Raw genomic sequence first — 18,684 nt, forward strand, 5'->3', positions numbered from 1 at the left:
CCATTGACTCTGCAGGAGCCATCATGACTGTCCAAGGCAAAAGCATTCTGATCACCGGCGGCAACAGCGGCATTGGCCTGGCGACTGCCAGGTTGTTGCTGGAAAACGGCGCACGCGTCGCCATCACCGGCCGCGACCAGGCCAAGCTCGACGCCGCCGTCGCCGAACTGGGCGGCGAGGTGCTGGGCATCCGTGCCGACGTGAACAACCTGGCTGAAATCGAAGAAGTGGTGAAGCAGGTCGGCGCGGCGTTCGGCACCCTCGACGTGGTGTTCGCCAACGCCGGCATTTCTGGGCCCACGCCCTTGGGCAACACCACGCTGGAGGCCTTCGAGTCGATCGTGCGCACCAACCTGACCTCGGTGTTTTTCACCGTGCAAGGCGTGCTGCCGCTGCTCAAACAGGGCAGTGCGGTGATCCTCAACGGTTCGGTGATGCGCGAACTGGGTTCGCCTGGGTCCTCAGCCTACTCGGCAACCAAAGGCGCGATCACCTCGATGGCCAAGGTCTTCGCCTCGGAGCTGGCGCCCAAGGGCATTCGCGTCAACACCGTGATCCCCGGCGCAACCCGTACGCCGATCTGGAGCCGCGGGGCGCGGGCCGGTACAACCATCGACGCCACGGAAAAAGCCATGTCGCCACGCATTCCGATGGGACGTTTTTCCGACCCTGAAGAGCTGGCCCAGGCCGTGATGTTCCTCGCCTCGGACGCTTCCAGCGGCATGACCGCCGCCGAGATCGTGGTCGATGGCGGCAACATCGGCGCGCCCTGGGGGATTCCGCTGTTTCGCGGGTGATGCATATCCGTCTGTAGGAGCGCGCTTGCCCGCGATTGCGTCCGTGAGACCGATGCATTTATATCGCCTGTCATGGCCATTCGCGGGCAAGGTGGAGCGCCACCCCGGTCGCTCCTACAAGGTAATCAGCTAAGCTCCTGTGGCTGCTTACCTTTAGAGAGCTTCGATGGATCACCTCTGGTTCGCCTATCCCCTGATCAGCGCTTCGGTGTTGCTGATCCTGGACCTCGTGCTCTGGCAATGGCTGCACGCGCGCCTGCTGCGACGCAAACTGGCGATTCGCCTTGTGCTGTTCGTGTTGTTCAGCATGGCGCTGCTCGATGGCGGTCTGAGCCCGTTGTACCAGGTGCCGGCCGACTGGTCGGTGTCGCGTCATGTGCTGGCGACCATTCTGACCATCGCCTGGTGGCTGTTCGGCGCGCGCACCCTGACCGTGCTGGTGGTGGTCATCATGGAGCCGCGCATCGGCGGCAAGGGCCATCTGCTGCAGGACGTGATGGGTGCCATCATCTTTCTGGTGGCCGCCGTGGCCGCAGCGGGGTACGTGTTGGACCTGCCGGTCAAAGGGCTGCTGGCGACGTCCGGTGCGGTGGCGATCATCGTCGGTCTGGCGGTGCAAAGCACGCTGGGGGACGTGTTTTCCGGGATCGTGCTCAACGCCACCAAGCCGTTCAGGGTCGACGACTGGATACGCGTCGACGACATCGAAGGCAAGGTCATTGAAATCGACTGGCGCTCCACCCATCTGCTGACCTCCGAAGGCAGCATGGCGGTGATTCCCAACGCCATGGCGGCCAAGACGCGGATCGTCAATTTCAGCCGCCCTGATCATTTCCACTCCGTCAGCCTGACCATCGAGCTGCCCGTGCGCCTGCGCCCAAGCCTGGTGCTGGACTCGCTGGACAAGGCGATACAGGGCTGCCGCGAACTGCTCGGCCAGCCCAAGGCTTCGGCCGTGGTGGCAAAATCCGGCTTGCGCAGCGTGGTCTATGAGGTGACCGGCTACGTCAAATCCCGCGACCGCCGCGCTGCCGTGCGCAATCAACTGTACGACCTCATTCATCGCCAGCTGGCGTCCACCGAAACCCGTCTCGATCAGTCCCGCCCGGCCACCCGGCAATCGGCGGTGCTCAACACCGTGGGCGCGCTGCGGATGCTCAGCGACGAAGACCGCGCCCAGCTCGAACAGCACATGCGCCTGGGCGCCTATGCCGCCAAAGACGTGATTCTGTCCGAAGGGGTGGTGCCCGATGCGCTGTTCATTATCGAATCCGGGATCATCTCGGCGTCGATCCAGCGTACAGATGGCTGGATGGAAGTGGGGCGCATGGGGCCGGGGGAATTGATCGGCGAAACCGGTTTTGTCGACGGCACGCCCACCGTGGCGCGGTTCTGCGCTTATACCGACTGCATGGTCTATCGCATCGACAAGGCTGATCTTGCGCCCTGGCTGGATCAGCACAGCGAACTGGTCGGGGCGTTGGCGGGGCTGGCGAAATTCCGCGCCAATGCCCGGGCCTCGCTGCTGGAAACCCGCCCGGTGATCACCGATCCGAGCGGTTTCATGGGCTGGCTGCGCAAGAATGTCACGCGCTTCGGGGTGAGCCGCCATCAAGGCCCGCCCGACAGGATGAGTTGAATCGGACTACGCTTCGAGCGTCAGTTTGCGCATAGAGCGTCAGGCATTTCTGGCTGGCCGCAGCGTAAATGGCGACTGGATTCGATCAAGGGAGTGCTCTAAATTGCCGGTTCATTCGAAAGCCTGCCGAGTCGTTGAAATGCCTGTGAACCGCCCGATCCTCAACCCTCAAGTCCTGCGTCCCGGTGATGCCGTTGCGCTGGTGTCGCCCGCCGGCCCGGTGGCCGAGACGCGGGTGCAGGCAGCGGTGCGCGAGCTGACGGCATGGGGGCTCAAGCCGCGAATCTATCCCCACGCGCTGGATGCCGAGCACTATCTGGCTGGCAGCGACGCCAACCGGGCGGCGGACCTGAACGACGCCCTGGCCGACCCGGACATTCGCGCCGTGCTGTGCAATCGCGGCGGCTACGGTGTTCAGCGGATCATCGAACATCTGGACTACGACGCCGTGCGCCGCGATCCGAAGCTGGTGGTGGGGTTTTCCGACATCACGGCGCTGCACGCGGCGCTCTGGTCCTACACCGGCCTGGTCACCGTGCACGGCCCTGTCGCGGCGCAACTGGAACGCGGCGGTCTGTTCGCCAGTACGTTGAAGCATGCGCTGATGAGTACCGAGCCCCTGATCGTTCGTGCCGACACCGCTGAACCTACCTTCAGTGTGCGCACGTCTGGCGTTGCCGAGGGCACATTGCTGGGCGGCAACCTGAGCATGCTCAGCACCTGCATCGGCACGCCGTTCATGCCGGATGTCGATGGCGCGATTCTGCTGATCGAGGATGTCGGCGAGCTGGCATACCGCGTCGACCGGCTGCTGACTCACCTGGGCAATTGCGGCGTTCTCAAACGCCTGGCAGGCATTGCCGTTGGCCAGTTCAGCGAGCCGGGGCATGGCAACAACGCGATTCGTCCGCCGGACGTTTTGATGGAGCGGCTGGGCCGACTGGGCATCCCCGTGTTGGGTGGTCTGTCGATCGGCCATGGCGACCGCAACCATGCAGTGGCCTTGGGCTGCCCAGCGATTCTGGATGCCGATGCAGGCACCCTGACCGTCACCTCTGCCACTCGCTGAGCGGCTCCACATCGGAGGGCGTTACCGGCGCACGAATGTCACCTCAAGGCCCGGTTTCGCTCCGCCATGGCGCGTTACCTTTCGTCGCACCGACACCTGGTTTGCGACGTTTTCGCAACACCTCTCCCTGCTGAGGATTCTGCAAGCGCCGATAACCATTCTGGAAGCGACCTTGGCGTAGCTATTTGCCATTATTCCGACGTCAAAAGCTTGTTTTGCCGCAAACCCGTTGCGAATCTGCACGAAAATTGAATGGTCATGCAAAAGAACATGGCCTGCGTGTGGGCGCCTTTTTGCTGTGACTGGGGATGATCCTATGATTTCGGCCGTGCAATCGCGTTTTGCTAATCTCGGAATGGCAAAGAAACTGGGTATTGGGTTCGTCCTCGTGCTCGCGCTGACCGCAGTGGTCGCCGCCATTGGCGTCTGGTCGCTGCGCTCGATCAGCGTGCATTTCGACAGCCTCAAGGAAATGACCGCGCTCAACACCGGGCTCAACCGCGTGCGGTTGCTGGAACAGGAATTCGCGCTGCACAGCGATCCGAAAGTGGTCGATGAACTGCACGCAGGTCTGGACGCCTTGAATGCCCAGGCCGAGCAGCTGAAATCGACCTCGGCGGTCAATCAGCGACTGATGGCCCAAGTGCAGCAGTCGCTGGCCGCCTATCGCAAATCCTTCGACGAATTCGTCAGCATCAGCCAGAGCAAAGACCTGGCGCTGGACATGGCCAGTTGGTCGGTGTCGAGCGTGGCCAACAACCTCGACGTATTGCAGGCCGGCCTGGCCGACGATGGCGCCTATGGCCTGAAGGACTCCCAGGGGCAGCAGGGTTCGGAATTCATCGAGCAGTCGACCAAGGTCAGCCAGATCGCCAAGCTGATGATGCAGGCCATGGACGAGGCGCGGGTGCGCCTGGACAAGAGCCGCAAGACCGGCACGGGCGAGGAGGCCAACAGCGGCAAGATCGAACAAGCGGTGCAGGCCAAGGAATTGGCCGAGGAGCTCAAGGGCGTGATCAAGGACGCCGGCTACCTCACCGTGCTGACTGAAGTCAGCGGCCATATCACCAACTTCGGCGAGAAACTCGACGAATACACCGGGCTGTTGGTGGACGAAGCCAAGGTTTCCCAGACGTTGGCGACCAATGCCAAGGCCGTGGTGCAGCAGGTCAATCAGGCCTACGACGCTGAAGATCAGTCGATGCTCGGTGAGCTGGCGGCCAACTCGTTGAAGATCATCGGTTCGTCGATCCTGGCGCTGTTGGTGGGCCTGATCGCCTCCATCGTCATCACCCGCATCATTGTGGCGCCGCTGCGCAGCGTGATTGCCACCGCCCAGCGCATTGCGTCCGGCGATTTGAGCGGTACGGTCCAGGTCACCCGCAAGGATGAAATCGGCCAGTTGATGCAGGCCATGCAGCAGATGGGCGCAGGCCTGAGCGGTATCGTCAGCGGCCTGCAGGCGGGCATCGAACAGTTGGCGACTTCGGCGCATTCGCTGTCGGCAGTCACCGAACAGACCAACCTGGAAGTCAGCACCCAGAAGGAAGAAACCGAACAGGTGGCCACGGCCATGAACCAGATGACGGCGACGGTCCACGACGTGGCGCGTAACGCCGAAGAAGCCGCGCTGGCCGCGCAGACCGCCGACAGCAAGGTCGACAGCGGCCAGGCCGTGGTGCGCCAGAGCATGCAGCGCATCGAGCAACTGGCGGACTCGGCCAATTCGGCGAGCCACAGCATCGAAGACCTGAGCGATGAAATCCAGAACATCGGCAAGGTGCTGGGTGTGATCAAGAGCGTGGCCGAGCAGACCAACCTGCTGGCCCTAAACGCGGCTATCGAGGCGGCGCGCGCCGGCGAGCAGGGCAGGGGCTTCGCGGTGGTGGCTGATGAAGTACGAGCCCTGGCCAAACGCACGCAACAGTCCACCGAAGAGATCGAACGCCTCGTTACCCGCCTGCAAAGCGGCGCCCAGGCCTCTGTAGCGCAGATCCAGAGCAGCGGCGAGTTGGTCAAGCTGGCGGTCAGCGACGCACTGCAGACCGAAAGCGCCCTGGGCAGCATTGCCGCAGCGGTGTCGCTGATCCAGCAGATGAACCAACAGATCGCCGCCGCCGCCGAGGAGCAAAGCTCGGTGGCCGAAGAAATCAACCGCAGCGTCACCAGCATCCGCGCCAGCGCCGATCAGTCAGCGGTAGCGATGCAGGGCAATGCCGCCTCCAGCATTCAACTGGCGTCGCTGGGAATGGAGTTGAAGGGGATGGTGGGGCATTTCAGGTTGTGATTGCGGGGTTGATATAACCCCGTAGCAGCACGGCTTGCCGGCGGGGGCGATCTTGAGGGCGACCCGCGAGCAAGCTCGGCTGCTACGGGGATGAAGGCGCTCTCTCGCTTTTGATCTTCATGCGCGATAGCCCAGACACCACCAATCGCGACTTGGGTGCAGGCTGAATGGAGGTCTCGCGCAGTGGGCCAAGCGGCAGGATGCCGCGCGAGGCGCGGGGCCATGGATGGCCCATTCGCGCCGGGCCCACGGAGCGAGACCGGAATGAAGGTACCCCGACGAAGGAGGGGCCCAACCAGGAGCAAAAGCCCTTGGTTACTTGGGGCTTTTCCAAGTAACTCGACGAAGTCGAAACAGATCTGACGTTAGGAAGAACGCTCTTGATCTTGATCTTGATCCTGACCTACTTCTTGTAATTCAGAATCACCAGCGTCAACACCCCCGCCACAATCCCCCAAAACGCCGACCCAATGGAAAACAGCGTCAACCCCGACGCCGTCACCATGAAAGTAATCAGCGCCGCTTCCCGCTCCTTGGGCTCGTTCATCGCCACGGTCAGCCCATTGATGATCGAACCGAACAACGCCAGCGCCGCGATCGACAACACCAGCTCCTTCGGAAAGGCCGCGAACAGTGCCGCCAGCGTTGCGCCAAAAATCCCCGCGATGGCGTAGAAAATCCCGCACCAGATCGCCGCCGTGTAACGCTTGTTCCTGTCTTCATGGGCATGAGGCCCGGTGCAGATCGCCGCGCTGATGGCGGCCAGGGTGATGCCGTGGGCGCCGAAGGGCGCGGTGATCAGCGAGATCAACCCGGTGGCGCTGATCAGCGGCGAGGCAGGCACGTCGTAATGATCGGCGCGCAACACCGCCATGCCCGGCATGTTCTGCGAGGTCATCGCCACCACGAACAGCGGGATGCCGATGCTGATGGTCGCCCCCAGCGAGAACGACGGCGTGGTCCACACCGGCACGGCCACTTCCAGGGTGAAGCCGCTGAAGTTCAGCATGTCGAGCATCGCCGACAGCGCGACGCCCACCAGCAGCGTGACCAGCACCGCGTAGCGCGGTGAGTAGCGTTTGACGATCAGGTAAGTGAAAAACATGCTCAGCACCAACCCCGTGCGGTGCTGGGCGGCGACGAAGATTTCACTGCCGATCTTGAACAGGATGCCGGCCAGCAGCGCGGCCGCCAGGGAAGTGGGCAGGCGCTTGACCAGTTTTTCGAAGCTGCCGGTGATGCCGCAGATGAACACCAGAATCGCGCTGGTGATGAATGCACCGATGGCCTCGGGGTAGGCGACGTGGCCCAGGCTTGCGATCAGCAGTGCCGCGCCCGGCGTCGACCAGGCGACGCTGACCGGCGCACGGTATTTCAGCGACAGGCCGATGCTGCAGATCGCCATGCCCATGAACAGCGCCCAGATCCACGAGGAAATCTGCGCCGACGTCAGCCCGGCCGCCTGGCCGGCCTGGAAGATCAACACCAGCGAACTGGTCACGCCGGTCATCATGGCGATGAAGCCTGCGACGATGGCGGAGGGCGAAGTGTCGCTCAGCGGGCGCAGCGGGGTGTGGGTCACGTCAGTCATGCGGTCTATCCTTGGAACGGCCGATTCACAGATCAGCAAGCCTATACGCAGTTGTGACATTTCGTTGCAATACAGCCGTCAGCGTTATGGTCGGAACAGTTGAATCAGGCCCGGTTAAGGGTATTACCCAACGCCTGGTTCACCGCCAGCCAGCCATCCACCGCCTCGCGCCCGGCGTCGGCAAACACCCGCTGCAACAACTTGACCTGCTCACGACGCAGCGACTCTTCGAGCTTTGCGCCTTCGGCGGTCAACTCAAGCAGGCGTTTGCGCTTGTCGTCTTCGGGCGCGACGCTGAGCACCAGCTCCATCTCCACCAACTGACGCAGCGGCGTGTTCAGCGCCTGTTTGCTCACCCCGAGTACGCCCAGCAGTTCCTTCACGCTCAAACCCGGGTAGCGGGCGATGAAAAACACGATGCGCTGGTGCACGCGGCTCAGGCCTCGACGGTCGAGCATTTCATCGGCCTTGGCGGTGAACGCTTGGTAGCCGAAGAAAAACGCCTCCATGGCGATTTGCTGGGTCGCTGAATTTTTAAGGTCAAGCATATTGACGTATCCGGTCGCGTCGTCGTAATTTCGGTCAAACAGTTTGACCTATTTCCATTTGTGTCCGCCAGCGGTGATCTCATGGCTTTTTCCGAACGCGTTACCCGTTTGAAGAGTTCCCTGATTCGCGAAATCCTGGCCGCTGCCCAGCGCCCGGAAATGATGTCCTTTGCCGGCGGCCTGCCCGCCGAAAGCATGCTGCCTCGCAGCGAGTGGTCCGACATGCCGCGCAGCATCGGCCAATACGGCATGAGCGAGGGCGAGCCTGCGCTGCGTCAGGCACTGGCCGCGCAGGCGCGCGAACTGGGCATCGAGTGCGACGCCAGCCAGGTGATGATCGTCAGCGGCTCGCAGCAGACGCTGGATCTGGCGGCCAAACTGTACATCGACAAGGGCACGGAAATTCTTCTGGAAGGCCCGACCTATTTGGCCGCGCTGCAGATCTTCCAGCTGTTCGGCGCCGACTGCCTGACCGTGCCGCTGCTGGCCGAAGGCCCTGATCTGGATGCGTTGCGCCAGCGTCTTGAGCAGCACAAGCCGTCGTTCGCCTACCTGATTCCGACCTTCCAGAACCCGTCAGGCGTGCGTTACAGCGAAGCGGCGCGCGATGCCGTGGCCGCATTGCTGGATGAATATGGCGTGACCCTGATCGAGGATGAGCCCTACCGCGAGCTGACGTTCGACGGTGGCGGCGCGCGCCCGATTGTCAGCCGCTTGAAGAATGCCAGCTGGATCTACACCGGCACCGTGTCGAAAACCCTGATGCCGGGCTTGCGGGTCGGTTACCTGATCGCGTCCAAAGACCTGTTTCCGCACCTGCTCAAACTCAAGCAGGCCGCCGATCTGCACACCAACCGGGTGGGCCAGTGGCAGGCGTTGCAGTGGATCGGCAGTGAGCAGTATCAGCAACATCTGCTGGAACTGCGTGATTTCTACCGGAGCCGGCGCGACCAGTTCGAAGCCGCGCTGCAGCGGCATTTCAGCGATCTGGCCGAATGGAACAGCCCGCAGGGCGGCTTGTTTTTCTGGCTGACGCTGCGCAACCGGATCGACACCCGCCGCCTGCTTGACCGGGCGCTGGCGCAAGACGTGGCGTTCATGCCGGGCGAGCCGTTTTTCACCGACCCGGACGCCAATCCCGGTTACTTGCGGCTCAATTTCAGCCACATCGATCCGGCGCGGCTGGACGAAGGCTTGAAGCGTCTGGCGGCAGTCATCAGAGAAGCACAGGCCGACTTGGCAGCCTGATACAGTATTGAAAGCGGATTGAAGGGGAGCGCGGCGATGTACAAGGTTTACGGCGATTACAACTCGGGCAACTGCTACAAGATCAAACTGATGCTCAATCTGTTGGGCGCGCAATACGAATGGGTGCCGGTGGACATCCTCAAGGGTGAAACCGAAACCGAAGCGTTTCTGGAAAAGAACCCCAACGGCAAGATCCCGGTGCTGGAGCTCGAAGACGGCACCTGCCTGTGGGAGTCCAACGCGATTCTCAACTTCCTGGCCGAAGGCACGCCGTACCTGCTGACCGAGCCGCGGCTGCGCACGCAGATGCTGCAATGGCAGTTCTTCGAGCAGTACAGCCATGAGCCGACCATCGCCGTGGCGCGTTTCATTCAGTTCTATCTGGGCCTGCCTGACGAGCGTCTGGAGGAATACCAGATCTTGCAGAAACGCGGCTACAAGGCGTTGAAGGTCATGGAGAAGCAACTCAAGCAGACTTCGTTCCTGGTCGGCGAACAGTTCTCCATCGCCGACATCGCGCTCTATGCCTACACCCACGTGGCCCATCAGGGCGGTTTTGACCTGGCGCCGTTCCCGTCGATCCAGCGCTGGTTGGCCCAGGTTCAGCAGCAACCCGGTTATGTGGGTATGCTGGACTGACGATCACGCAACAGAAGGGAGCATGGGATGGTAAACAGGATGAAGGTCATCGTGGCTGCGCTGGGTTTGAGCATGGCCGCCTTGAGCATGGCGGCTCAGGCCGAGGATTGCGACAGCACCCAGGCCTCGATGAACCAGTGCGCGAGCAAGCAATACGCGGCACTGGATGCCGAGCTGAACAAGCAGTACAAGGCACAGATGGCGTATCTGAAGAGCCCGGGCGAGAAGAAGGCCCTGCAGGACGCGCAGAAGAAGTGGATCGCCTTTCGCGATGCCGATTGTTTGTATCAGGTGGGCAGGCGCGAGGATTCCGGCTCGATCTGGCCGCTTGAGCAGGCCCAGTGCCTGGCCGATCAGACCCGGGTGCGGGTCGAGCAGTTGAAGAAATTCGTGGCGTGCCGGCAGGAAGGTTGTCCGAGGTAGTCATGCATGCCCCGTAGCAGCACGGCTTGCCGAACAAAAATGGCGCGAGCCTGCGAGTATCGAACCTGTGGGAGCCGGCTTGCTGGCGAATGCGATATGTCTGTGACGAATTCATCGACTGACACACCGCCCCGCCGGCAAGCCGTGCTGCTACGGGATCGCGAAGGTCTCAAACGGCTGCGAAACGCTTTTCCAGGTAATCGATGATCACTTTGGATTCGTACATCCACACCGTCTGGCCGGCTTCTTCGATCCGCAGGCAGGGCACCTTGATCTTGCCGCCTTCGTTGAGCAGGGTCTGACGGTCCAGCTCGTTGTTCTTCGCATCGCGCAGGGCCACCGGCACGTTCAGCCGGTGCAGGGTGCGGCGGGTCTTCACGCAGAACGGGCAGGCGTGGAACTGATACAGCGTCAGGTCCTTCGCCTGTTCCTCGACCCGCGCCTGCGCCTCGGGCGAGCGCTTCTTCTTGCCCGGACGGGTCAGAAGGTCGCCCAGAATGACCAACTGGCCCAGGCCGACCCTCAATGCCTTCATCAACATGCTTGCAACCTCTTCAGAACGCCTGCGTCACTTGATCAGGCTGAGGAACTCGGTGCGGGTCGCGGAGTTCTCGCGGAATTCGCCCAGCATCACCGAGGTGATCATCGACGAGTTCTGCTTCTCGACGCCGCGCATCATCATGCACATGTGCTTGGCCTCGATGACCACGGCCACGCCCAGGGCACCGGTGACCTGCTGGACGGCTTCGGCGATCTGGCGGCTGAGGTTTTCCTGGATCTGCAGGCGGCGGGCGAACATGTCGACGATGCGCGCAACCTTGGACAGGCCCAGCACCTTGCCGCTCGGGATGTAGGCCACGTGGGCCTTGCCGATGAACGGCAGCAGGTGGTGTTCGCACAGCGAATACAGCTCGATGTCCTTGACCAGCACCATCTCGCTGTTGTCGGAGCTGAACAGCGCGCCGTTGGTGACTTCTTCCAGTGTCTGCTCGTAGCCGCGGCACAGGTATTTCATGGCTTTGGCGGCACGTTTGGGGGTGTCGAGCAGGCCTTCGCGGGAGACGTCCTCGCCCAGTTGACCAAGGATCGCGGTGTAGTTCTGTTCCAGTGTCACAGGGTTGTGTTCCGTGTGGGTTCAAAAAAACGCAGGCTTGGTGGCCGGCAAAGGCGCACATAGTAGCGTAGCTGGGCGGGGAGGGGTACGGCGGGCGACCGACTAACGTGCGACAACTCGCCACTCGCCGGGGCCTGGGGGACCTTTACCTAACCTTTACCGAGCAAAAATGTCGAAATGTGTCCGTTTGGTGTCTGAGTTAGTGGGTGATAGATGCCCGGATGAAGAGAGTAATCATAATGTTTAGCCGAATCGCGAAAATCGCACTGGTGATCGCCCTGATGTCATCGGTTTCGGGATGTTTTTTTGGCCCTGGATGGGGCCGTCACGGCGGCTGGGATCATCGCCACTATGATGGTGGCCACTATTACGACGGGCGCGGAGGCTACGGGCCGGGGCCTGGTTACTATCGTCGCTGATTCATCTTTCCTTGATCGGGTGTAGATGTCCTCGCCCTGCACAGACACTGAATAAAGGCCACATCGGGGGTGTTTTCCTGATGTGGCCTTTTCGTTTCCAGGTGTGTTCTGTGTCGTGTCTGATACCGGCTGGCTACCAAATGGCGACGCAGTTTGCCTGCGTCCTGCTGTCAGACTTGGCAGGTGATAAGTACCTGTTTTCAAGAGAGTAACGAGCATGTTGAGGCGTATTGCGAAGGTCGCGATGGTTGTCGCGGTGATGTCGGCCATGTCCGGCTGCTGGCCGTTCTGGGGACCGGGTTGGGGCGGTGGTCACGGGGGAGGCCATGGCGGCGGTGGCGGCCATTATGAAGGTGGCGGCCCGGGTGGTGGCGGTGGTCCTGGCGGCGGTGGCCCCGGTCCGCGCTGATACACCTCGGTTCCCGTAGCAGCACGGCTTGCCGGCGGGAGCGGTGTGTCAGGCGATGAATGCGTCACAGACACACCGCCCCGCCGGCAAGCCGTGCTGCTACGGGGCGGTGGAATGTTCCGGATTACTCGTCCCGGCCTTCCATCATCGTACGTTTGAGCATCACGTACACTGCGCCGGTGCCGCCATGTTTGGCCAGGCACGAGGTAAAGCCCAGCACCTGCTGATGCTGGCGCAGCCAGGTGTTGACGTGGCTCTTGATCATCGGCTTCTTGCCGTCCAGGCGTACGGCCTTGCCGTGGGTGATGCGCACGCAGCGGATTTCCAGTTTGGTCGCTTCGGCGAGAAACTCCCACATGGTTTCCCGCGCCAGTTCAACGCTCATCCCGTGCAGGTCCAGGCTGCCCTCGAAGCTGATCTGACCCAGCTTGAGCTTGCGCATCTGACCTTCCTGAACCCCGTCACGGGCCCAGTGCAACGAGTCTTCAGGGCCGACGTCGATCACGAATTGATCCGACAGGCCGTCCACGGTAATGGTCGCGTCCGAGCGCACAGTAGCCGCCTGCCGCAGTTTGGCCAGGTTCTTGCGATCGGTCTTGGGTTTGCCTACATCGGCGTGTTCAGTCTTGAGCGGCTTGATGCCGCGCGTTTCGTTTCTGAACAGGGAAAAATCGTCGTCTTGCATGTCGGTCTCCGCGAAGGACGCCAGTTTAACCAAGTCACGCCGTAAACGGCGCGACTAATACGTGCAAACGGCAGCGGATGACGCGGGGAGGGGTCAGTCGTGCTTCTTCATCAGGTGTGCAGACATGCTCAACTCGCCAGCGCGGCGACGGCGACGACGGCTGCGGCGCCACATCCACACGCCGATGTAGAGCAGGAACAGCCCGAACACAATGGTGATCACGGCGCCTGCGGGGCTGGCGTTGAGTTCGCCCAGGGCATCCGGGTGGCCGATCAGGCTGGCCACGCCGGCCATGGCCAGCAGTACGCCTGCGGTCGCGAGCAAGGCTGATATGGCCGCGCCAATGCGCATGCGCCAGTTGCTCGGGCCCTTGGGGCGCAGGCGACGGGCATCGAAACCATCGTTTATCTTCATCCCGACTTCCTCTATGGGTATCGGCGCTCAGACCCGTTTGTGTCACCGGGGTTCCCGTGCGGCCACCGCTCAAAAGCAAACATCAGCGTTTAACGGATAGGCGGTTATGTGAGACGGGTCACAATCCGTATGACTGTATTTGTACGCTTTTTCTTCAGGAACTGCCGGAAATGATGCGAGACGTTACCTGACTCAGCGGATCAACAGGGCAGTTCCTCGAGGAGAAGGTCGGTCAGATCAGGTCACGGGTAAACGCGAGTTTGGCGAAGTTGTCGTTCATGATTGCCATTTCGGTCTGTTGCACCTGTTCGGCCTTGATCACGCCGGTCGGGGTGGGCAGGTCGCGGGTGGCGCAGGCGTCCTGGACCAGGGTGCAGCGAAAACCGTATTCCTTGGCCGCACGCACGGTGGTGCTGACGCTGGAGTGGCTCATGAAACCGCAGACCACCAGGTCCAGGCGGCCGAGGTTTTCCAGCAGGCCATGCAGGGTGGTGCGGTCGTCGTTGAGGACGGTGCCGTTGAGGGCATTGGGCAGGCGTTTTTCGATGATGATGTCCTCAGCTTGAGGCACCAGCTCCGGGACGAATTTGCCGCGCTCGCCCTGAGGGTCGAACATGCCGCCCACGGTGCCCAGATGGCGAACATGGATGATCGGCGACTTGGCGATGCGCGCAGCGGCCACCAGTTGCACGATGTTGTCGATTGCGTCCTGAACCCCGGTCAAGGCCAGAGGACCGCTCAGATATTCCTTTTGCGCGTCGATGATGATCAGCGTGGCATTGCTCAAGGTGGCCGCCGAGTATTCACGGCCACTGAGTTGAAACATGGTCTTGGGACCGGTGTTTGAAACAGACATCTGGGGCTCCTTCGAGTGGGGCTTTTGCCACATTGTCCACTGGCAGAGCGATTCTGTGAATCTCAATGCTCACAGGCGTCGCTTTTTTGCCGGGCTTCAAGCCGTCGAGCAGGTCGCGGTTACTGTCATATTGCCTGCAAATTCAGCGAAAGGCTGTTGAAAGTTTCAACCGCCAGAGCCGCGTTGGTGCAAGGCGTCGTGTCCTGAGCGGATGGCTGATAGAATCGCCCGTCGTTTTTTTCCAGGAGTTTCTCGTGATCACTTCCCGCCTGCGCACCCTGCGCGATCATATCCGTTGGGCTGTCAGCCGTTTTCACGGGGAAGACCTGTTCTACGGTCACGGCACCGACAACGCCTGGGACGAGGCGCGCCAGCTTGTCCTGGGTGCTCTGCACCTGCCTTGGGAAATCTCCGACAACTACCTGGATTGCAATCTGGAAGACGACGAGCTGGTCAACGTTCAGCGTCTGATCAAGCGCCGCATCGAGGAGCGTGTGCCCACCGCCTACCTGCTGGGCGAGGCCTGGTTCTGCGGGATGTCGTTCATCGTCGACGAGCGCGTGCTGATTCCGCGCTCACCCATCGGCGAGTTGATCGAAAACGGCTTCACCCCGTGGCTGGCCAGCGAACCCGCGCGCATTCTCGACCTGTGCACCGGCTCGGGTTGCATCGGTATCGCCTGCGCCGACGTGTTCCCGAACGCCGAAGTAGCACTGGCGGACCTGTCGTTCGAAGCCCTTGAAGTGGCCAACCAGAACATCGAGCGTCACGGCCTGGAAGAGCGGGTCTACACCGTTCAGGGCGATGGTTTCGATGGTCTGCCGGGCCAGCGCTTCGACCTGATCGTGTCCAACCCGCCGTACGTTGATGCTGAAGACTTCGCCGACATGCCGGATGAGTATCAGCACGAGCCGGAATTGGCGCTGGCCTGTGGCGATGACGGCCTGAATCTGGTGCGGCGCATGCTGGCCCAGGCGGCGGATCACCTGACCGAGAAGGGTTTGCTGATCGTTGAGGTGGGCAACAGCCAGGTGCACGTTGAAGCGATGTACCCGGAAGTGGATTTCGCCTGGCTGGACTTCCAGCGCGGTGGCCATGGTGTGTTCATGCTCAGCGCCGAGCAGTGCCGCCAGCATCAGGCGATTTTTGCCGCTCGGGCGTAAGCAGCTCACCTCGTAGCAGCACGGCTTGCCGGCGGGAGCGGTGTGTCAGTCACAGGTGTTTTGTCTGACACACCGCTGCCGCCGGCAAGCCGGATTGCTACGGGGGGGCGATGCCGTCAGCGATGCGTCGCAATCCAGATCAACAACCCCGCCTGAAACACCGCGAACGTCACCAGGCAGGCGATGGTGAAACGCAAACCGCTGTCGTCGCGCTTGTACTTGCTGACTTTGTCTTCGGCTTTCTTGATCAGGACTTCCTGTTCCTGAATCTTCTGCTCGGCCTGCTGCAGCATGTGCGCGGTGTCGAGAATCTCGACGATCTGCACCTTGTCGGCGTTCCAGGTGCTGTTCAGGTTGCCGACCTTCACGTCCTTGATCGTGCCCTTGAGGTGCTGGGCATCGGCGTACGCCACCTCGAAACCCTGGGTCTTGAGGAAGTGGTCGCGACGCAGGCGGGTGTCTTCGTTCAGCGCGTCCTTGTTGGACAGGGCGGTGCCGGCAATCTTGTATTCGGACCAGCGTTTCTGCGCCCAGAGAATGCCCTGCGCGGCCATGAAACGGCCCAGCCCGCGATTGGCCGGCTCCACTTGCAGGCCCGATTCCGGGCCGACCCGCACCGAGCGGTTGGCATGATCGACCCAAATATCCAGCTGGTTCTGTTCTTTGCGGGTCTTCTGCCCCGGCAGGTTGTAGCTCAGGCGCAGCAGGCTGAAATCCTTACTGTTGCGCTCCGCACGGCCGAACTCGACGAACCGCAGAGGGCGGCCGCCCGTGGCGCGGTCAGTCGGCAAGGGCGCCAGGCGCAGCATCGAAAAATGTTCGGCCACCACGTTTTCCCACAGCACCGGTGCGGCAACTTCGCCGGTCTGGGCCTGGGTCTCGGTGGGCGCTTGGTCTTCAAGGGTAGCTTGGGTCATCACGGCGATCCTGTTCTAGACATTGCTCGGCAAACACAATGCCAGCATCCCGCTATCGGCCGGTTTTGCTGAAGCTGAAGGGGAGGATCGATCTTGTGAGCGCCCCACATTCCGTAGCAGCACGGCTTGCCGGCGGGGCGATATATCTGTGACGAGTTTATCGCCTGACACACCGCCCCGCCGGCAAGCCGTGCTGCTACGGGGGAGGGGCGGCGGCGCTTCAGGCCGCTGGCACCGAATCGATGAACTTCATAATCCGGTCCGACAACTCGCTGGCCAGCGGCAACTGCGGGTCCTTGTAGGACGCCAGTTGGCGCTTCATGTCCATCGGCACGATGCGCAGCACATGGTTCATGCCGTCGATGATCGCCAGTTGCGAGTCGGGTTTGGCCTGGTGCAGCAACTCGGCGTCGCCGACGCCGACCTGCATGTCGTTGCGGCCCTGGAGGATCAGGGTCGGGATTTTCAGCTTGCCGAAGGCCGCTGCCGGGTTCTGCCGGAACAAGGAAATCAGGTATGGCTGGACGCTGGGGCGAAACACCACCTGCAACGGCTCGGGCACGTTGTCGTCGGTCTTGCCGGCCTTGATCTCCTCGATCAGCTCCTCGCTGCGCGCAAGCAAAGGCGGCGGCAGGCGGTATTGCAACTGTTCGCGCACGACCTGATCCACTGGCCGACCGGTGCCCGCGACGGAAATCAGCGCGCGGGCGCTGGCGCGTTCGGCGGCCAGGGTCGCGACCAGCGCGCCTTCGCTATGGCCCATCAGGATCAACGGCCCAAGACGCGGATCGGCCTTGAGTTTCTCGCTCCAGGCTACGGCGTCGTCGACGTATTTCTCGATGGACAGATCGCGTTCGTCCGGAGTGGCCGGGCGGCTGGCGGCCACGCCGCGTTTGTCGTAGCGCACGCTGGCAATGTTGTGTCGGGCCAGAATCAGGGCCAGGCGCTTCATGCTGTCGTTGCGCCCGCCGTCAGGGTTGTTGCCGTCGCGGTCGGTCGGGCCTGAGCCGGCGATGATCAGCACCACCGGCACCGGCGTGCTGGATTTGGGCAGCAGCAGAGTGCCGAACAGCTCTCCGCTGCCGGTGTCCAGGCTGATAGGACGTTGCAGCACGACCGGGGTGCCCGCGTGGGCCAGGGAGGTCAGCAGAGTGAGGGTCAAGGCGATTACTCGCAGCGGCATCAAGCCGCGAATCAGGGACATACCACGTAGCATCGCAGGGCCATCATCAATAAAGTGTGAAATTGGACGCGGTCAATTGAATAAGGTTCGGGCGTGATCTGGACGCGGACCCTGCGTATACTGGCGCCCTCGTGATTTTGGTCGATTTATCGGAGCCTCCCGCATGTCCGGCAATACCTACGGCAAGCTGTTCTCTGTCACCACCGCCGGCGAAAGCCATGGTCCGGCGCTGGTCGCTATCGTCGACGGCTGCCCGCCGGGTGTCGAACTGTCTGTGGAAGATCTGCAGCGCGATCTGGACCGCCGCAAGCCCGGCACCAGCCGCCACACCACCCAGCGTCAGGAGGCCGACGAGGTCGAGATCCTGTCCGGGGTGTTCGAGGGCAAGACCACCGGAACCTCCATCGGCCTGCTGATCCGCAACACCGACCAGAAGTCCAAGGACTACTCGCAGATCAAGGATCTGTTCCGTCCGGCCCACGCCGACTATACCTACCACCACAAATACGGCATCCGCGACTACCGCGGCGGTGGCCGTAGTTCGGCGCGGGAAACCGCGATGCGCGTGGCCGCCGGTGCCATCGCCAAGAAGTACCTGCAGAGCCAGGGCATCACCGTGCGTGGCTACATGAGCCAGCTCGGCCCGATCGAGATCCCGTTCAAGGGCTGGGAATCGGTGGAGCAGAACGCTTTCTTCAGCCCTGACCCGGACAAGGTGCCGGAGCTTGAAGCCTACATGGACCAGCTGCGCCGCGACCAGGACTCGGTGGGCGCGAAGATCACCGTTGTGGCCGAAGGCGTGATGCCGGGCCTGGGCGAGCCGATTTTCGACCGTCTGGATGCCGAACTGGCCCACGCGCTGATGAGCATCAACGCGGTGAAGGGCATCGAAATCGGTGCAGGTTTTGCCAGCGTGGCCCAGCGCGGCACCGAGCACCGCGATGAAATGACCCCCGAAGGTTTCACCTCCAACAATGCCGGCGGCATTCTGGGCGGTATTTCCTCGGGCCAGCCGATCGTCGCGCACCTGGCGCTCAAGCCAACGTCGAGCATTACCACGCCTGGCCATTCCATCGACGTCGATGGCAACCCGGTCGAGATGATCACCAAGGGGCGTCACGATCCTTGCGTCGGCATCCGCGCCACGCCGATCGCCGAGGCGATGATGGCGATCGTGCTGCTCGACCACCTGCTGCGTCATCGCGGGCAGAACATGGACGTGCGCGTGAACACGCCGGTTCTGGGCCAGCGCTGATGCCTTCGCCCGTTGTCGCTGCCAGGGT

At 62.1% G+C, this 18,684-nt stretch carries 19 protein-coding genes and 1 pseudogene; 11 read left to right on the top strand and 9 right to left on the bottom strand.

Annotated elements, in window-relative coordinates; translation table 11 throughout:
• Positions 1 to 23: 23 nt before the first annotated feature.
• The 5 genes and pseudogenes from AC1MEK_RS18070 (at position 24) to AC1MEK_RS18090 (ending at position 5,792) form a co-directional block, all read left to right on the top strand.
• The gene (locus tag AC1MEK_RS18070) at positions 24 to 797 is read left to right on the top strand and encodes an SDR family oxidoreductase (RefSeq protein WP_480397645.1); all 774 of its coding nucleotides are present in this window, start codon (positions 24 to 26) and stop codon (positions 795 to 797) included.
• A gap of 166 nt (positions 798 to 963) precedes the next feature.
• On the top strand, positions 964 to 2,436 hold the full coding sequence (locus AC1MEK_RS18075; protein WP_480397646.1) for a mechanosensitive ion channel domain-containing protein: 1,473 nt from the start codon (positions 964 to 966) through the stop codon (positions 2,434 to 2,436).
• Positions 2,437 to 2,575: 139 nt separating this feature from the next.
• Positions 2,576 to 3,505 (top strand): S66 peptidase family protein, encoded by a 930-nt coding sequence (locus AC1MEK_RS18080; protein WP_480397647.1) that lies wholly within the window; start codon positions 2,576 to 2,578, stop codon positions 3,503 to 3,505.
• A gap of 1,201 nt (positions 3,506 to 4,706) precedes the next feature.
• Positions 4,707 to 4,931, top strand: a pseudogene (locus AC1MEK_RS18085) (HAMP domain-containing protein); the annotation flags it as partial.
• Complete coding sequence (locus AC1MEK_RS18090; protein WP_480397707.1) at positions 4,929 to 5,792, top strand: methyl-accepting chemotaxis protein; 864 nt, start codon at positions 4,929 to 4,931, stop codon at positions 5,790 to 5,792. The pseudogene AC1MEK_RS18085 and the gene AC1MEK_RS18090, both read left to right, overlap by 3 nt.
• A 403-nt stretch (positions 5,793 to 6,195) precedes the next feature.
• Here the strand turns inward: AC1MEK_RS18090 and AC1MEK_RS18095 are convergent, their stop codons facing one another.
• Both AC1MEK_RS18095 and AC1MEK_RS18100 read right to left on the bottom strand, forming a co-directional pair.
• Positions 6,196 to 7,383 (bottom strand): benzoate/H(+) symporter BenE family transporter, encoded by a 1,188-nt coding sequence (locus AC1MEK_RS18095; protein ID WP_480397648.1) that lies wholly within the window; start codon positions 7,381 to 7,383, stop codon positions 6,196 to 6,198.
• 104 nt (positions 7,384 to 7,487) lie between these two features.
• Entirely contained in the window at positions 7,488 to 7,931 is a 444-nt protein-coding gene (locus AC1MEK_RS18100) for a MarR family transcriptional regulator (protein WP_480397649.1), read from the bottom strand.
• An 81-nt stretch (positions 7,932 to 8,012) separates the two neighbouring features.
• Here AC1MEK_RS18100 and AC1MEK_RS18105 point away from each other — a divergent pair, with 81 nt between their 5' ends.
• From AC1MEK_RS18105 to AC1MEK_RS18115, 3 genes are read left to right on the top strand one after another with little or no spacing between them, the layout of a single operon-like run.
• Entirely contained in the window at positions 8,013 to 9,179 is a 1,167-nt protein-coding gene (locus AC1MEK_RS18105) for an aminotransferase-like domain-containing protein (RefSeq protein ID WP_480397650.1), read from the top strand.
• A 36-nt stretch (positions 9,180 to 9,215) separates the two neighbouring features.
• Positions 9,216 to 9,818 carry a glutathione S-transferase family protein gene (locus AC1MEK_RS18110; protein ID WP_480397651.1) on the top strand — a complete coding sequence of 201 codons (603 nt, stop codon included), beginning with the start codon at positions 9,216 to 9,218 and terminating at the stop codon, positions 9,816 to 9,818.
• Positions 9,819 to 9,857: 39 nt separating this feature from the next.
• Positions 9,858 to 10,241: a lysozyme inhibitor LprI family protein gene (locus AC1MEK_RS18115; RefSeq protein WP_480397708.1), complete on the top strand. Its 384-nt coding sequence runs from the start codon at positions 9,858 to 9,860 to the stop codon at positions 10,239 to 10,241.
• A gap of 169 nt (positions 10,242 to 10,410) precedes the next feature.
• On the opposite strand, the gene AC1MEK_RS18120 is transcribed toward AC1MEK_RS18115, so the two are convergent.
• A complete protein-coding gene (locus tag AC1MEK_RS18120; RefSeq protein ID WP_480397652.1) occupies positions 10,411 to 10,782 on the bottom strand; it encodes a glutathione S-transferase N-terminal domain-containing protein in 372 nt (123 codons plus the stop codon).
• A gap of 27 nt (positions 10,783 to 10,809) precedes the next feature.
• Positions 10,810 to 11,355 carry a GTP cyclohydrolase I FolE gene (gene folE / locus AC1MEK_RS18125; protein WP_480397653.1) on the bottom strand — a complete coding sequence of 182 codons (546 nt, stop codon included), beginning with the start codon at positions 11,353 to 11,355 and terminating at the stop codon, positions 10,810 to 10,812.
• Between the two features lie 636 nt (positions 11,356 to 11,991).
• Here folE and AC1MEK_RS18130 point away from each other — a divergent pair.
• Positions 11,992 to 12,183 (top strand): hypothetical protein, encoded by a 192-nt coding sequence (locus tag AC1MEK_RS18130; RefSeq protein WP_480397654.1) that lies wholly within the window; start codon positions 11,992 to 11,994, stop codon positions 12,181 to 12,183.
• A 124-nt stretch (positions 12,184 to 12,307) separates the two neighbouring features.
• On the opposite strand, the gene AC1MEK_RS18135 is transcribed toward AC1MEK_RS18130, so the two are convergent.
• From AC1MEK_RS18135 to AC1MEK_RS18145, 3 genes are all read right to left on the bottom strand, one after another.
• A complete protein-coding gene (locus AC1MEK_RS18135) occupies positions 12,308 to 12,868 on the bottom strand; it encodes a Smr/MutS family protein (protein WP_480397655.1) in 561 nt (186 codons plus the stop codon).
• 93 nt (positions 12,869 to 12,961) lie between these two features.
• Complete coding sequence (locus tag AC1MEK_RS18140; RefSeq protein WP_480397656.1) at positions 12,962 to 13,282, bottom strand: hypothetical protein; 321 nt, start codon at positions 13,280 to 13,282, stop codon at positions 12,962 to 12,964.
• 232 nt (positions 13,283 to 13,514) lie between these two features.
• On the bottom strand, positions 13,515 to 14,138 hold the full coding sequence (locus AC1MEK_RS18145; RefSeq protein WP_480397657.1) for a cysteine hydrolase family protein: 624 nt from the start codon (positions 14,136 to 14,138) through the stop codon (positions 13,515 to 13,517).
• 254 nt (positions 14,139 to 14,392) lie between these two features.
• Here AC1MEK_RS18145 and prmB point away from each other — a divergent pair, with 254 nt between their 5' ends.
• Positions 14,393 to 15,301, top strand: coding sequence for a 50S ribosomal protein L3 N(5)-glutamine methyltransferase (gene prmB, locus AC1MEK_RS18150; RefSeq protein ID WP_480397658.1), 909 nt, complete (start codon positions 14,393 to 14,395; stop codon positions 15,299 to 15,301).
• Between the two features lie 116 nt (positions 15,302 to 15,417).
• Here the strand turns inward: prmB and AC1MEK_RS18155 are convergent, their stop codons facing one another.
• Together AC1MEK_RS18155 and AC1MEK_RS18160 are read right to left on the bottom strand one after the other, a co-directional pair.
• Positions 15,418 to 16,218 carry a hypothetical protein gene (locus AC1MEK_RS18155; protein WP_480397659.1) on the bottom strand — a complete coding sequence of 267 codons (801 nt, stop codon included), beginning with the start codon at positions 16,216 to 16,218 and terminating at the stop codon, positions 15,418 to 15,420.
• 220 nt (positions 16,219 to 16,438) lie between these two features.
• Complete coding sequence (locus AC1MEK_RS18160; RefSeq protein WP_480397660.1) at positions 16,439 to 17,434, bottom strand: alpha/beta hydrolase; 996 nt, start codon at positions 17,432 to 17,434, stop codon at positions 16,439 to 16,441.
• 130 nt (positions 17,435 to 17,564) lie between these two features.
• Here AC1MEK_RS18160 and aroC point away from each other — a divergent pair, with 130 nt between their 5' ends.
• The gene (aroC, locus tag AC1MEK_RS18165; RefSeq protein ID WP_480397661.1) at positions 17,565 to 18,656 is read left to right on the top strand and encodes a chorismate synthase; all 1,092 of its coding nucleotides are present in this window, start codon (positions 17,565 to 17,567) and stop codon (positions 18,654 to 18,656) included.
• Positions 18,657 to 18,684: the final 28 nt, after the last annotated feature.

It is taken from the genome of Pseudomonas sp. 2, assembly GCF_056627435.1.